15 protein-coding genes are annotated in these 15,636 nt (G+C 42.9%); 12 read left to right on the forward strand and 3 right to left on the reverse strand.

What is annotated here, in order from left to right; all coding sequences use genetic code 11:
• Positions 1 to 479 precede the first annotated feature (479 nt).
• Complete coding sequence (locus AC1DV1_RS05865) at positions 480 to 2,498, reverse strand: M13 family metallopeptidase (protein ID WP_477356507.1); 2,019 nt, start codon at positions 2,496 to 2,498, stop codon at positions 480 to 482.
• Between the two features lie 37 nt (positions 2,499 to 2,535).
• Between AC1DV1_RS05865 and AC1DV1_RS05870 the strand changes: the two genes are divergently transcribed.
• Positions 2,536 to 2,679, forward strand: a complete 144-nt coding sequence (locus AC1DV1_RS05870; protein ID WP_477356509.1) for a hypothetical protein — start codon at positions 2,536 to 2,538, stop codon at positions 2,677 to 2,679.
• Between the two features lie 144 nt (positions 2,680 to 2,823).
• On the opposite strand, the gene AC1DV1_RS05875 is transcribed toward AC1DV1_RS05870, so the two are convergent.
• A complete protein-coding gene (locus AC1DV1_RS05875; protein ID WP_147053680.1) occupies positions 2,824 to 3,240 on the reverse strand; it encodes an acyl-CoA thioesterase in 417 nt (138 codons plus the stop codon).
• Between the two features lie 261 nt (positions 3,241 to 3,501).
• Here AC1DV1_RS05875 and AC1DV1_RS05880 point away from each other — a divergent pair, with 261 nt between their 5' ends.
• From AC1DV1_RS05880 to xrtN, 11 genes are all read left to right on the forward strand, one after another.
• Positions 3,502 to 4,548 (forward strand): hypothetical protein, encoded by a 1,047-nt coding sequence (locus AC1DV1_RS05880; protein ID WP_477356511.1) that lies wholly within the window; start codon positions 3,502 to 3,504, stop codon positions 4,546 to 4,548.
• 444 nt (positions 4,549 to 4,992) lie between these two features.
• Complete coding sequence (locus tag AC1DV1_RS05885; protein WP_477356513.1) at positions 4,993 to 5,958, forward strand: hypothetical protein; 966 nt, start codon at positions 4,993 to 4,995, stop codon at positions 5,956 to 5,958.
• A gap of 260 nt (positions 5,959 to 6,218) precedes the next feature.
• Complete coding sequence (locus AC1DV1_RS05890) at positions 6,219 to 6,677, forward strand: hypothetical protein (RefSeq protein ID WP_477356515.1); 459 nt, start codon at positions 6,219 to 6,221, stop codon at positions 6,675 to 6,677.
• Between the two features lie 87 nt (positions 6,678 to 6,764).
• Positions 6,765 to 7,358, forward strand: a complete 594-nt coding sequence (locus AC1DV1_RS05895) for an SUKH-4 family immunity protein (protein ID WP_477356517.1) — start codon at positions 6,765 to 6,767, stop codon at positions 7,356 to 7,358.
• 241 nt (positions 7,359 to 7,599) lie between these two features.
• Complete coding sequence (locus AC1DV1_RS05900; protein WP_477356519.1) at positions 7,600 to 8,574, forward strand: YeiH family protein; 975 nt, start codon at positions 7,600 to 7,602, stop codon at positions 8,572 to 8,574.
• A 101-nt stretch (positions 8,575 to 8,675) separates the two neighbouring features.
• Positions 8,676 to 9,248 (forward strand): cupin domain-containing protein, encoded by a 573-nt coding sequence (locus AC1DV1_RS05905; protein ID WP_477356521.1) that lies wholly within the window; start codon positions 8,676 to 8,678, stop codon positions 9,246 to 9,248.
• Between the two features lie 310 nt (positions 9,249 to 9,558).
• Positions 9,559 to 10,017 (forward strand): GNAT family N-acetyltransferase, encoded by a 459-nt coding sequence (locus AC1DV1_RS05910; RefSeq protein ID WP_477356523.1) that lies wholly within the window; start codon positions 9,559 to 9,561, stop codon positions 10,015 to 10,017.
• A gap of 150 nt (positions 10,018 to 10,167) precedes the next feature.
• Positions 10,168 to 10,773: a hypothetical protein gene (locus AC1DV1_RS05915; RefSeq protein WP_477356525.1), complete on the forward strand. Its 606-nt coding sequence runs from the start codon at positions 10,168 to 10,170 to the stop codon at positions 10,771 to 10,773.
• Positions 10,770 to 11,072, forward strand: coding sequence for a winged helix-turn-helix domain-containing protein (locus tag AC1DV1_RS05920; RefSeq protein ID WP_090641804.1), 303 nt, complete (start codon positions 10,770 to 10,772; stop codon positions 11,070 to 11,072). Before AC1DV1_RS05915 ends, AC1DV1_RS05920 begins: the two co-directional genes overlap by 4 nt.
• A gap of 51 nt (positions 11,073 to 11,123) precedes the next feature.
• Positions 11,124 to 13,622 carry an XrtN system VIT domain-containing protein gene (locus AC1DV1_RS05925; protein ID WP_477356527.1) on the forward strand — a complete coding sequence of 833 codons (2,499 nt, stop codon included), beginning with the start codon at positions 11,124 to 11,126 and terminating at the stop codon, positions 13,620 to 13,622.
• Positions 13,603 to 14,952 carry an exosortase N gene (gene xrtN, locus AC1DV1_RS05930; protein WP_477356529.1) on the forward strand — a complete coding sequence of 450 codons (1,350 nt, stop codon included), beginning with the start codon at positions 13,603 to 13,605 and terminating at the stop codon, positions 14,950 to 14,952. Before AC1DV1_RS05925 ends, xrtN begins: the two co-directional genes overlap by 20 nt.
• Before the next feature lie 88 nt (positions 14,953 to 15,040).
• Here the strand turns inward: xrtN and AC1DV1_RS05935 are convergent, their stop codons facing one another.
• Positions 15,041 to 15,511 (reverse strand): hypothetical protein, encoded by a 471-nt coding sequence (locus AC1DV1_RS05935; protein WP_477356531.1) that lies wholly within the window; start codon positions 15,509 to 15,511, stop codon positions 15,041 to 15,043.
• Between the last annotated feature and the right edge of the window lie 125 nt (positions 15,512 to 15,636).

Genomic DNA, 15,636 nt, shown 5'->3' on the forward strand with positions numbered 1-15,636 from the left:
TGGCTGGTACAGTGGAAACACCGGCCAGAAGCTAAAAAATCCCGGATGTATGATAACATCGGGGATTTCTTGTTTAACGGTTTTCGCGTTAGTGATTGTATCCCGATTTTATCGGGACCCCGCGCCTAAGGCCTTGTGCGCGTATGAGGTGGAAAGCACGGCCCGTTTCTACCAACGGGAACGCCCATGAAATTAGTTTGGTTGAGGGCTTAGAACCGGGATAACTTTTATTGGTTTATTGGTTACCGCCCCAATGAATGGCTTACCGCGTAACCACATCTTTTTGGTTAAAGAAAAATGTCATTTCGAATGAGCAGGCGCAGGGAAAAAGCAGGGGGGCGAGGAGAAATCTTAGACGCCTTGCATCCCAAAGGGCTTTTCGAAATGCAGGGCGTAAAAGATTTTTCGCTACGCTCAAGAGATAGTTTCTCCTCGTTCCTCGTTCGAAATGACAAAAGGGGTTTCGCCAGCTTACCTCCCTACCAAATCTTAACCCGCTGCTCTTCCGGCTTGTAATTTTTATCGCCCGGCTGCACGTTGAATGCTTTGTAAAACGGGGCGAAATTCATTAATGGGCCATTTACCCGCCACATGGCGGGCGAGTGGGGGTTGGTGTTTACGTAGGTGCGCAGGAACTCGTCGCGGGTTTTTACACGCCAGATGCGGGCTATGGACAGGAAGAAGCGCTGGTCGGGTGTAAAGCCGTCAATTTTAACGTTGCCTTTTCCCTGTTCGGTCATTTTAAAGGCGTCGTAAGCAATGGCAATACCGCCATTATCGGCGGTGTTTTCGCCCAGGGTGAGCGCGCCTTTTATGTGTACGGTGTCTAAAACGGTAAAGGAGCCATATAAATTGGCCAGCTGTTTTGTTTTGGCCCTAAACTTTTCGTAATCTTCTTTTGTCCACCAGTTTTTTACGTTGCCGTCCTTGTCAAACTGCGCGCCCTGGTCGTCAAAAGCGTGGGTCATTTCGTGGCCAATTACCATGCCTATGCCGCCATAATTGATAGCATCATCTGCCGCAAAATCAAAATAGGGAAATTGCAGGATGCCCGCCGGGAAAACAACCTCGTTAAACGATGGGTTGTAATAGGCGGTAACCGTAGATGGCGTTGTGCCCCATTCTGTTTTATCAACCGGCTTGTTCAGCTTGGCTAACTGAGTTTGATAGTCGTTTTGTTTCAACCACAGGATGTTTTCAAAGTATTTGGTACGGTTAATCTGCACCTTATCGTAATTGCGCCATTTATCGGGGTAGCCCAATTTTTTGGTGATGGCGTATAGTTTTTCTTTGGCTTTTTGTTTGGTGCTGTCGCTCATCCAGTCCAGGTGGTTGATCCTGTTCTCGAACGATTTTTGCAGGTTGTTTACCAATACCAGCACCCGTTTTTTGGCGTCCTCGTTAAAATACCGTTTCACATACAATTGCCCCAAAGCCTGCCCCAGATAACTGTCGACGTTTTGCGTCATGATTTGCCTGCGGGTTTTTTGTACGGCCTGCCCGTTTAATACTTTATTAAACTCAAACGAGGCATCTACAAATGGCTTGCTTAGTATTTCGGCGTAGTTTTGGAGGGTGGCGGCTTTTAAATAAATTTTCCAGTCGGTTATAGATACCGATTTCAACAGTCCGTTCAACTTATCGTAATAAGCGGGCTGGCCCATATCAACCGAGTCGGTTGTGGCGCCCAGTTCGGCAAGGAATTGTGGCCAGCCTATGTTAGCCTGTGTTTTGCTGATGGATGAAACCGCTACCTTATGGTAATTGGCGTTAACATCCCTTAATTGGATATTGGTTTTATGCGATGCCGCGTTTTGCTGCTCGATGCCGTAAGCGATAGCCGCGTTTTTTGTGGCGGCGGCAGGGCTGCTCCCGGTTAACCGGAACAGGGTGCTTATATATTTTTTGTAGGCCTGCTGAATGCCAAGCGTAGATGAATCTGTTTTAAAATAATAGTCCCTTTCTGGCAAACCAATGCCGGTTTGCGATGCATGGGCAATATTGATGCTGCTGTTTGTATTGTCGGGATAAATACCAAAGCCAATAATCAGGTCGTTACCGGATTTTAGCTGCGCGGCTACAAATTTGATGAGTGAGGGCACGTTGGCAATGGCATCAATTTGTGCCAGTACCGGTTTAATGGGCTGGTATCCGCGTTGGTTAATGGTAACGGTATCCATGCCCGAGGCGTAGAAATCGCCTACCTTTTGGTCGATGCTGCCCATTGGGTTCCTGGCTTTTGAAACACTATCCAGGATGCTTTGCAGCAGTAGCTTTTGCGGAATGTTCATGAAACTATAAGAACCCACGCCCGATTGATCGGCAGCAATTTTGGCGGTATCGTACCAGCGCCCGTTAACAAAGCGAAAAAAATTATCGCCGGGTTTTGTCAGGGAGTCGATCCCGGCAACATCAACAAAACCTTTTTTATGATCGTCCTGGTATTTCCAGGCACCCAAAACCACTAACGCTACACACAGGTAAAATACTTTATTCATAAACAGTCAATTTGTTTAAAGGTAATAATTTAGGAATATGTTGTGGAATGAAATTTTTAAATGGTGGAGCATCGTCCTATCCGCAGCTAAAAAGCTACCGTGTGTTATACTCATCTTTAAAAAAAAAGAAAATGTACGCGCGGTAGCCCGGCAGGAAGCGCTTAATAAAAAGGGCGAATAAAGTTGTCCTGAACTCATGTTAAGTTAAGAAAAACAGAAGGGCGAAATAATATCGAACGCTGAATGTCCAACACCGAAGTTTTTCATTCATTATTCGATTTTCGATATTCAACCGGTCTTAACCCTTAACTAATTCCCAATCTGCCTAATCTTCCAATACCGGCGCATCTTTAATTTTTTCCAATACCGATGCGGGCAGGTAGGGGCGGCCGCCGGTTGCGGGTACGCAGGTGCCGGTGAATACGGCTTTGGTCATTACCTTATTATTAAAAATGATGGATTGTTTAAAGTGCAGTTTGGGCAGGCCAGCCTTATCGGTATATAAAGTGCAGGTAACGGTAAATTCATCGCCCTTTTTTAACGACCGTAAAAAACTGATGCTATAGTTAGATAACACCATATAAACGCCATTGTTGGCCTCGGTTTCAAAATCAAAACCCAGCACTTCCCTGATATAATCATGGCGGCAGTATTCCATATAAAACGGGTAGTATAGGCCATCCATAATTTGCTGCACATCTATGTGCTCGTCTTTGGCAACGTAAGTTTTTGAGTATTCCATGGTAGTGTTATGTTAATCGTTTAGTCTTTAGCCGGAGGTCTCAAGTTCTAAGTTAAAAATGAAAAAATTTAACTTTTAACTCATCACTTAGTACTCATGACTTAACCGGTAGCCCGCAAATATATGGCAATCTGTTATATGGTATCCGCCCAAATTGTAGAATATTATCAGGTGAAAGTTTTTATTCGGCCTCGATTTTCGCCGTGTAAATTTCATTATATTTAAATCATATTTCACGGCCTTTTACCGGGAATAGTAAACATGAAACCTTTATCCGGGCTTTTGCTCATCACCCCGTTGCTTTGCACAATTGCGCCTAAAAGCGCCATCGCTCAAAATCATTATTTTACTGTTAAACCTGTTAAATATGAAGGGTTTGCGCGCGAACTTCATTTGCCGGTGTTTTACAGCGATTCGGCACACGCGTTACCTACTGCAAAAATAAACCAGCTACTCCAGCTATCCGAACTGGAAATGCTGAAAGGGTATCAAACCAAAACCATATTCGAGCGCGTTAACTATGACAACGGTACAATCTACGGCGGCAAAACGGACATGGCCTATACCGTGTATACCAATAACAGCAAGGTACTGAGCTTTGGTTTTGATGAAGCAAGCAGCGGAATGACTACTGCCTATTGGGTACGTTATTATAACTTTAATTCCGGCAATGGCGACCTGGTGCAACTGCCAGACCTGTTTACCCCAGCCGGATTTAAACATTTTAAAAGCCAGGCTATTAAGAAAAGTGTAAGCGCGTTTAAAAAACAAATTCATGACGCCGGCGTGCAGGACAGCGTATGGCAAGAAGTCATCGACGATTTGAACAACGATATTACCGACGATTTTTATATCAAAGGCCACTCCATCATTTTAGATGGCGAAAACCGCCTGTCGAAAAATCAAAAAGGCTGGGATATGGTGATTCAGTTTAGTTTGCCCTCATTCAGCAAGTACCTGAGTGATTATGGGAAATGCGTGTTCGGGCTAAAAAGCGGCCCGGTAGCCCAATACAAATCAAAATCGCTGCACCAGCTTTTTACAGGTAAAATTGACAAATCCGCCATATTATTTGTGCTGTGGCCCGAGGGAAAGACATGCGAAGGCATTTATTGCTACCAAAAATATGGCAGGGGAATTACTGTGCGGGGCGATTTTGTAAACGGGCAAATAGATGTAGAGCAAGAAAACAGCGGCCTTAAAACCAAGCCGCGCATTACAGGCAGGGTAACCGCTGATTCGATAATTGCCAAATGGACAAAAAACAAAAGCAGCCAGCCGTTGCCGTTTGTTGTTTACAGGAAGTGATGGTAATAAAATAAATCCTTGTTCCAACAATCTCAAATATCCTATCTAACATCTCATATCTAAGTAGGGCGTTTCCCCGCAGGTAGAAGCGGGGTCGTGCTTTCCCCTCATACGCCTGCAGGCATTACGCTCATTGGTCGGTATCCGGTACAATCACTAACGCGAAACCGGGGTAGCAAAAAGCTATGGATATAATGAGATAACCCGGCTGTGTATGATTGCTATACACAGAAATAAATTATACTGTTTATATAAATTGATTTGGATATATTTAACTTTCTTTTTGAACTCAGCATACACTATATATCTAAACCTATTCAATAACGACAAACACATCTAAATAAATATCGAATGACCTTATAGAAGGGGAGCGTAAATAGAAATGAAGAAAGGATCAATCGTTAACAAGTACCCCTTAAAACAGGAAATAATAAATGGCTACCAATGGAAAATCTGATAAGAACAATTTCGAACTATTATAACAGGACAGACTTCAGAAAATTTCAGAATAACTTTGCGAAAGAGATCTATGACTCGCTTGCAACTTCATATTCAAACTCATACAATGAAGTAAAGACGGTGACTGAGATGTGTGAAACCATAAATGGTAAAACCTTTGATGGATTGAAATTTTACACCAAGAAAATTCATGGAACACGTTCATTTGTTGAGTTTTATAACCAAGATAAACCTGTTACTACAGAGCTGGCGGATATGGTAATCATTTCGGTTGCTACTAAGAACAGGGAAATCATTTACGAGAAAACCGCTTTTGTTCAAAATAAAAAAGAAGACACAATAGCAAATTGGAAAATTGACCAAGACCAACTTCATCTTCTGCATAATTTCCCTACTTTTAAAGGGAAGAAAGGAATTTTTAAACATAACTTTTCTGATGAAGTCGCATTTCTGAATCATTCAAACTCACTCGGAAACTATGGCCTTTTCCAAAGCCCGGGAGAAATGATTTTACTAACGGCTTTAACCGTTTATAAACTTCAATTGGACAAAAAAATTTCACTTGCGGATATCAGAAAATTTCCAAATTATTCAGCAAACAATAATAGTTCGTTTCCATTTGTTGATTATCAGTATTTTGATGAGATGTTTTATAGGTATTTAAAACATTTTCCAAAATATGGCTTTCCACTAATGGATTTTCCATTCCTGAACAATAACAGCGTTTCTCTGAACATTATAGAGTTTATTAGAAATTGGACATTATTCAACATCGGAGAATTAGTTAGCGTATATGGCCATATTGCTGACAATGACCTTTCAATATTAAATCGTATGTTATTACGTGAGGTAGGACTTTCAAATGTAATTAATTTAAATGTTGACGGACCTGAACTTCAGAATGCTTTGGTCGTTGTAGTCGCTCATCTTAATCTTGATGAGGATCATTGAGTTTTAAGAATATATCCACCCTTGTTGGTGTTGCCGCCCAACCCCTGTTGGTATTGTTACAACAGGCAAATTGCGGTCGAAAATGAATTTGTATTTAGGTGTATGCTTTAGTAAATATGTCATAGGAAGCAAGCATCGGGATGTACATAATTCCTCAAATTCGGCGAAACTGCTTTATCAATCTTAAAAAATTAATTAAACTTGAACAAATCATTGCGGCAACCCTTATAACAGGAGATTTCTTAGTTTAGAATTTAATTATGTTCAATTTATTCAAAAAAAAACAAATAACTTTTATTAATCATCGATTCAAAAATTTGCTCATTTCTCTTCCTTCGAATTGGGAATATGAACTTGAGGAAGGAGATCAGGAAGCTTGTTTTGATCCAAAATCTCAAAGTACGTTGCGTTTACATATTATTAAGGCACTACCTCCCGAAGGAACAACTGTTGAAAAAGACATAAAATCGCTGACGGCTGATTTACCATATGTAACTACTTCAAAAGGATTTCTTTTAACCGATCCAACATATGGGGAATCTATCGAAGGGAGTAAGCGTATTACCCTTATAACATGGAAATTAATAAATTTCACCCGCGGCGAAAACTTAATGGCAGTTGTAACTTATACTGTTTTATCGGAGGAAAAAGATTCGGCGCAGGAAAAACGAGTAATTAGCCTAATTGAAAATTCTTTACAGAATTCAGAATTATCGTAGCAACACGTTAAAAACAAACATTTACCGGGAATCGGATAGATATACTATCTTCTATTTATATAATTACAAACTACTTGTAATAACAACATGACCCCTCAGGCATTTAAAAATAGCTGGACAAATACAGACGAACCGCTTTCGCCTTTGAGCAAATCAAGGCTTGACAGGTTTAATTTACAGAAGCCGACTTCTGATTTTTTTCGCGTAGCGGGCCTGCCAGGTTATTGCGAACCACACTTGTCTTTTGCCAACGATACCGACGATATTTACTATGGCATAAGTAAACTGACCGAACAATATGATTTTGAGGAAGAAGAACCGCAGTTTGCTAAATACATTGTAATTGGCTCGTGCCGAGATGGAGATGTTATTGCTATTGATACAGATGATAATGACAAAATTGTTCAGCTTGACCACGAGGATTCATTCGCGTCAATGTATTTTAATAGTTCGGTAGAAACGTTGGCCGACTTTTTAATTCTTTACCGGGACTTTGAAACAGAGGTATTACAAGGGAAAGACCCCAACGACAATTTTCAGTGTTATAATTTCACAAACGAACAATTTGAACGGCTTAAAAGTAAAATGTATTCGGCAGATAGCGGGGCAGTAACAGAAAGGGGTTTTTGGAATGAAGAACTGGAGCTGATGCTTATTTTTAGACAAGAGGAATTTTTGTAAGGCTGACTCCATTCCTCCTTGATTAAGAGCGCCAAATAGCGCTAAGATTGTCCCCAACAGCAGTTTATTCCTTATTGTTATTGAATCCAATTCGCAGATTTTCCTGCTTCCGTGTTTGCACGCTACTGAATTTGGCATAGGTATCCTCTGCCTTCGATAACTTTTAGTTATCGAACATTGCATAATGTGATGAAAAACCGGGTATTTGATTATGGAGTTTTGCGCTGTCAAAAAACGAATAATGAATACAACTTCACCATCAATTGCGCCTGCCGGACTAATATTAAACACCGATGAAAATATCCGTAAAGCCATTTTTATAACCTGTATTCTCCTTTGTATTACACCCTATATAAGCCCTGCCGTGGCTTTGGTAATGGGCCTGGCTGTCGCCCAATTTACCGGGCATCCTTATTTGCACCTCAATCACAAAGCCACGCACCTGCTCCTGCAAATTTCTGTAGTAGGTTTAGGCTTTGGCATGAATGTGCATAGTGCCTTACAGGCCGGAAGGGAGGGTGTATTATTCACCATAGCATCTATCACCTGCACATTTATATTCGGGCATTTTATAGGGAAATGGTTAAACATTGAAAAGAAAACATCCTACCTGATATCCTCGGGCACCGCCATATGCGGCGGAAGCGCTATTGCGGCTATATCGCCGGTGATTAAGGCAGGGGAGAAGGAAATATCCGTTGCATTAGGCTGCGTATTCATCCTCAATTCGGTAGCCCTGTTTGTGTTCCCGTTAATAGGGCATCATTTTAACCTTACCCAAACGCAGTTCGGCTTATGGTGCGCTATTGCGATACATGACACCAGTTCGGTGGTTGGGGCTGCGGGTAAATATGGCAACCATGCGCTGGAAGTGGCCACCACGGTGAAACTGGCAAGGGCCTTATGGATTATACCGGTAGCTTTTATATCAACCTTTATTTTTAAAAACCAATCGAAAAGAATCAGGATCCCTTATTTCATTGCCTTGTTTGTGCTGGCAATGGTTGCCAATACCTATATTCCGGCTACAAAGCTGGTTGGCCCGTATATGGTTATCATTGCCAAAGCCGGGTTAACACTCACGCTATTCCTGATCGGTGCCGGGTTATCCCGAAAGGTGCTTGCTTCCGTTGGCTACGGGCCGCTGCTTCAGGGCGTTGCCCTATGGGTTATTATTTCAGTAGCTGCTTTGTATGCGGTTATGCACCTGGCTTAATTTAACGAAGTGCTTTTGTAGTTTTAATTAGTTAGGTTGATGATGGATCGGTTTGTTTTTATAACTAACTTTATATCAGCCTATAAATTAAAAACCTACTTATGAAAAGGAATAAATTCATTGCGGCAGTATTAACATTTGCCGCCGTTCCGTTTGCACCGTTTGCGGCCATAGCCCAAAAGAAAAGTATAACCCGCGCAAGCAAGGGTTTTAAAATACAGGCCGGTGAAGGCCGCATACATGGACATATTAAGTTGAAAGGCGTAAACGCCAATATTTTAGACGTGAAAATATCCGGGAAAGATACCGACGGCGACCTGGCTATTTTTGAGCAAACCAGCCTGTCGCCGGGTAGGGGAACGCCATTGCATATCCACCCTACACAGGATGAAATATTTTATGTATTGGAAGGATCGTATTTTTTTAAAGTTGGCGAGGATAAATTTCATTTAACTACCGGCGAAAGCATCTTTTTACCCAGGAATGTGCCGCATGCCTGGACCCAGGTAAGCGACAAGGGACGAATGACCGTAACTTTTCAGCCTGCCGGTAAACTCGAAGAGTTTTTTGTAGCTATGCAATCGCTTGATCACGAACCATCGACTACTGAACTTGCCAAAATTTTCGCCGATCATGAAATGCAGCTGGTAGGCCCTCCGCTTAAAGTTGAATAGCCCTGCCTACAAGTTAAAGAGCAATAAAACTGACAGAGAATATCTTCCCAAAAATGCTTTTTTTTCCAAAAAGCGGAAAAAGACCGTGTTAAAAACCTCTTTTCCCGCTGTTTTAGGAGGCCTTTACCTATTGGCACAGCAAATGAATTGTTATTAATGTTCTTTCATAGTTGAAGAATTTTTTTATAAAGTTTAGGTTAGGCCGTACAGATCGCGAGGGTTTGTACGGCCTGTTTTATTTTATCGAAAACACCCTGAGCGCTGCCTCAAAGTCAGCCAAACAATTAACTTTGTGCTATCCATATTCCCCATGAACTTAACTCATCAAATAAAGCTTTTCGGTCAACTCAGCGTTAATGAATTATACGATTTGCTCCGCATGCGCAGCGAAGTATTTGTTGTAGAACAAAACTGCGTGTTTTTGGATCAGGACAATAAAGACCAGCAATGCTACCATCTTTTGTTGTACGCCGATGACAAACTTGCGGCTTATAGCCGGCTGGTACCTGCAGGCATATCATACCCCGAAATTTCGATAGGGCGGGTAGTTACATCGCCTGGTTCCCGGGGCACCGGCCTTGGGCGCAAGATTATGGAACTTGCCATTCAAAGCTGCCATGAGCTGTTTGGCCCGGTGCCCATCCGCATTGGGGCGCAAACTTATGCGCTCTCGTTTTACCAGTCGCTCGGTTTTGTTTCGGAAGGCGAGGTGTATGACGAAGATGGCATTGAGCATATTGAGATGGTGTTGGACGCAAAACCTAGGTAACCATTTTTTTTAGAGCTGTTGTCAATGACTGGCTCAGAAAAAGCATCCGCATAAGTTTAAAAAAAAATCTTCCTTTTTCTTCAAAAAAACATTCCCCACCACTTGCATTTTTGATTTTAATATGTAGCTTTGAAAAACAAAGTGCTTTTAATGAAAGATCAAGACATTCATGCAGAATTAAGCTCTATCCGGGACCTGATGGAGCGGTCGGCCAAATTTATTTCGCTGAGCGGCCTGTCGGGCGTAATGGCTGGTATTTATGCGCTCATCGGCGCATTTTTAGGTTGGGAAATATTAACGCATGAAAGCCAGGGGCTTTTACGCAATGATACAGAAGTAATCATTCAGTTGATTGTGGTGGCTTTCGCGGTATTGGTGCTGTCAATTGGAACAGGCATCTGGCTCTCCATTCGCAAAGCTAAAAAGAACGGACAACCCTTTTGGAATACAGGTAGCAAGCGCTTGCTTATCAATATGGCCATACCGCTGGTTGCGGGTGGTTTATTTACATTTATACTCATATATCGCGGTTATTACGGTGTTGTTGCCCCGGCTACCCTGATATTTTACGGCCTGGCGCTGGTTGCAGGAAGTCATTACACCTATTCGGGCGTAAAAAGCCTTGGAATAATTGAGATTTTATTAGGTTTGCTGTGCGCATTGATGCCTGGCTATGGCTTGCGATGCTGGGCAATAGGTTTTGGTTTGCTCCACATTATTTACGGTACGGTAATGCATTTTAAATACGATAAGTGAAGATCTCGTTAGAACAATTTGATAAAGCTTTTGAAAACCGGATACGCCTGCAAATTATGAGCGTACTGGTTGCCAATGAAAGTTATGATTTTAATGCACTTAAGGAGTTGCTTAACCTTACGGATGGCAACCTGGCATCGCACCTGAAAGCGCTGGAAAAGGAAGAGTACATCCAGGTGCAAAAAAGTTTTATTGGCCGCAAGCCCAATACCAAATACCTTGCATCCGAGAAAGGCCGCGCAGCATTCAGGCTGCACCTGCTTGCCCTCGAAAATTTAATAAAACAGCAAAAGCTGTAATTTTTTTATCTATATACTTTGCATTTCAAAGTTCTTTTAAATTAACAAAAAATGAAAATTCTTAAAGCAATTTTATCCGAAGATAGGGTGATTAAAATCGGGCTGGTGCTGATACTGGCCTCGGCTGCCTTGTTTGGTATTACCGAAACCAGCTTGTTTGAACTGAATGATGGAGGCGCTTTTGGCGTGTTTTTTATCAACTATTTATTTTCTGTAACCTATTTTTTTGTTGTAGTATTTGAACGGCCAAAGCGGCTGGCTTACTGGGTACTGCTTTTTATGCTTTGGTTTATCAGCGCGTTTGCTTTAAACCGCAGCCTTAATGTGTTTGATATTTCGGTGCCCTGGCTTTGTGTGGTTATTTGCCTATCGTGCATAGCGTTAATGCTCTCCTTGTTTATGGACCAATTGACTAACGCGGGTAAACACGTGGTAATGTTTTTGTTGGGGGCGGCTTTTTTGCTGTTTGTTTATTACAGCCTTTACCTTACCTCCATGTATATTATTGGCCTTATAGCCGCCATAGCCATCGGCATCTCGCTGCATGTTTTTGCCCCTGTTGCATTGGCTGTGGTTACTTTTATCGTCATTAAACGGAATGTAGCGGGCAGCCGGTCGTTAAAAATGGCGCTTGCCGCGGGTGTATTTGTTTCGGTTTTAGTTTGTGCCCTGTTTATATGGCAATGGCACAGCATCAACAAACAGGTTAACCTGGCCGTTAACCACAATACTTTGGCCGAAGGTAAATTGCCGTCGTGGGTGGTTATCAGTCAAAATATTCCTAAAAACAGCATAGCCGAGCGCATTATTAAAGCCAACCTGGTTTACAAAACCGTAAACCTGCAGGAAAACTGGTTATGGAACACTGATTTTCATAAAGCATCTTTCGATGAGCCTTTAAAGCACGATCCACTTGTGGTATTGGCCAGCCTATTTTGCGGCCAGACCAATTTAGAGGAGCACGAGCGCATTAAAATACTGGAGGCCATGTACGATTCCCGGCACAAGGCGCAGGACAGGTTATGGAGCGGCGATAAATTGAAAACCACATCGGTAGTAACAAACGTTAAAATATCCCCCGAATACCGGCTGGCATATACCGAAAAAACCTTGTTTATAAAAAGCAGTGAAGCCCACGCCTGGTGGCCCAGCAAAGAGGCCATTTATACCTTTCACCTGCCCGAAGGCTCGGTTGTGAGTTCGTTATCATTATGGATAGATGGCAAGGAGGCAAAATCGAGGTTAACTACTAAGGCTAAAGCCGATTCGGCTTATAAAACTGTTGTTGGGGTAGAGCGGCACGATCCATCGGTAATTCATTGGCAGGAGGGTAATACCGTGAGCGTACGGGTTTTTCCGGTTACCCCAACCGAGGCCCGGAAGTTCAGGATAGGCGTTACTAGTCCGCTCGGGCAGCAGGGCACACAGCTGGTTTACGAAAGTATTTATTTTGACGGGCCGCCTACTACCGGCGCCGATGAAACTATCCAGGTCGCCTTTTCAAAAAAGCCACCGCTGCTTAGTATGCCCGGTTTTGAGGAATTGACAGAAGGCGTTTTTACAGCCGACAGAAAATACCGGGCCGACGACGAGATTGTTTTTACAGCACCGCCGCTGGCCAATGCGCCATTTACCTTTGCAGGGGCAGGGTACAAGCTGGAGAATTATAAGCCACAGTATACCGCTTTCGACCCTGCGGCCGTGTACCTTGATTTGAACAGCTCCTGGAATATAACCGACTTTGATAGCGTATGGCAGGCCATCAAAACAAAAAAGGTGTATTACTATGATGGGGAACTAAAAGAAGTAACGGAAAAAAACAAGGCCGAAGTATTTGCCAGGGCGCAGAAACTGAATTTTAGCCTGTTCCCGGTTAACGAGGTTAAAGATGCCGAAAAGGCCTTGCTAATTACCAAATGTCCCGATATATCACCCAATCTTGGCGACCTGGACGACTCGGAATTTCAGCGGCGGCTTACCACGTACCTGGCAACCGCAAAACCATTGCGGGTGTTCAATATCAGCACCAAAATAACCCCTTACCTAAAAGCTTTAAAAGAAATGCGGGTGTTTGTTTATGATAGTGGCGAGTTGCCAGTGTTGTTAGATAAACTTAACCAGCACCGGTTTATTCAATCGCAGGAAGATGCCGGGCATGTGGTGCTTGATCAATCGGGCCTTATCATCAGTCAAACTACCGATACCCTGAAAAGTAATGCCCCCGATCATTTGCTGCGTTTGTTTGCCTATAATGATATCATGAAAAAGGTTGGTCCGCATTATTTTGATAAAACCTATGTGCAGCCGGATATCATCCGGGAGGCCGAACAGGCCTATATAGCCTCGCCGGTATCCAGCCTCATTGTGCTGGAAACCCAGGCAGATTATGATCGTTTCGGCATCAATGAAAATAAGGATAGCCTTAAAAATGCCTCCATGAAATCATCAGGTGCGGTACCCGAACCGGGCGAGTGGCTGTTGGTGCTGATAGCGCTTGCTGTAATTAACTTTTTAGTATACCGCGCCAAATATGCTAAGAAGGATATTTAAGCCTCCTTTTGCGGGCAGGGCCTGGGGCAGCAGTCGTTTGCTGATAAACGGCTGCTGCATGGTGTATCTCGTTATCGCCATTAAATTACTTTCCATTTATTTTTTGTGGAATGCCGATCTGTTAATGGCGATAGCGCTTGCCCCTTATATATGCCGTGTAAAGGCAGGGGAATACTCCATGCGGTACTTTTTGCCGGCCTTGGTATTTAGTGCTATCGCGCTTATTTTCCCGGTTAAAACCACGCTGTTTGTTGCCTTGTTGTTTGCCGTATTATTGTTTTTTGAGAATTTTAAAGGAAAAGTGAACCTGGTTTTGTTTTTCCTGCTATTGCTGGTTTCGCCGCTGTTTATGTATATCAGAAATGCTATCAGCTTCCCCATCAGGATCTGGCTGAGCGAGGTGGTGGCCGGTATTTTAAGCAGCGTTGGAATTGCCGCGCATGCATCGGGCAATATTATTGAGCTAAACGGCTCAGAATTTTCTGTAGACCAGGCCTGTGCCGGGTTGCATATGCTAAGCATGTCGTTTATTATATGCCTGTTTATAATAGCCCATTGCCAGCGCCAAACGGTCAATCAACTTGGTTTTATAAAAATTGCTATCCTGCTGGCGCTTACCTTTTTGCTGAATATTGCAGCCAACCTGTGCCGTATTATGCTGCTGGTATTATTTAAAATACCGCCCGCCAGTGTTTTTCATGATGTAACAGGCGTTATTTGCCTGTTGGTATATGTGATACTCCCCTTGTTGTGGCTGGGTATTTTTTACCTGAAAAAATCGGCAAAAGTGGAGAAGCACCCGCGCCAAAAGCAACTTATCCGGCTGGTGCCCGATGAGGTAAGGTATCCTTTTATTCATTTGCTATTTGCCGGGATACTCATTGTTATCTCATTCAATTTAAAAAGCATGGATGTACTGAGTAATAAAGAGACCGAGGCGGTAATCCTGGGTGGCTACAAAAAGCAACTGCTGCAAAGCGGCGTTATCAAGTTTGATAAGCCCGGCCAACTGGTGTACCTGAAGCCCACACCCTTTTATGCCCCCGAACATAACCCCATGATTTGCTGGCAGGGTAGTGGATACAATTTTACCAGCATCCGCAAGCAAACCATAGCCGGGCGCTTGGTATATGCGGGGATCCTTACCAAAGGCGCGGATAAGATTTACTCGGCCTGGTGGTTTGATAATGGCCGCCTTAAAACCGTTAGCCAGCTTGAATGGCGATGGAAAGCAGCCCAGGGTAGCAAGCCATTTTACCTGGTGAATGTGAACGCCACAAGCGAGGCGGGATTGTTAAAGGCGGTTGCGGGGTTGCCGGGGATAAGATGATGAGAATCCCGATTGAGTACTACTGACAGGCATCAATAGATGAAGTTTGATAGATATATCACTATCAGTAAAGCAAGTCTGAATCTAATTAATCAAACGGATGCTCGCCGCCCAAAAACGGATTATAGCCTTGTGGTAATTTAGTCAGCATGGGGCGGAATAAATCCCAAATTTCGCTGTTCCATTTGAACGAATCATACACTTTTTTATCCTCATAATAAATCTCGATCCTTGGCGCGTCTGTAGTGCCCGACGTGTCAATTATTGGTTTGGCTTTAAGCTTGTCGAAGAAGTTGTAAGCCACATTAAGCGAATCAATTTTAAACACTTTACTTGTATCTGATGATATGATAGCAAATGGCGAGGTATAATTTGTTCCTTTTCCTTTAACTACGTAAGCCGTTCCCCATTTGCATAGATACATGGAGTAAAATTTTGTGCCAAACCGGAATTCGATACGCGCATTGTAAGGGTTTGTTGGGCTACTTTTGTGCGTGCAGGACAGCAATATCGCAAAAAGCGGGATCAAGAATGCAAATAACAAAGGGAGTCTTTTCATTTTTTTAGCCGGATATATGAAAGGCATTTACTGTTAATCAAGTTTTTACTTTGGCTCTACTGCCAGTTTTTGCATAAACCGGCTTGCCGATAAGGAAGCTAAATTTAGGAACAATGCCCGGATGA

The sequence above is a fragment of the Mucilaginibacter sp. P4_D1 genome, from assembly GCF_056401935.1.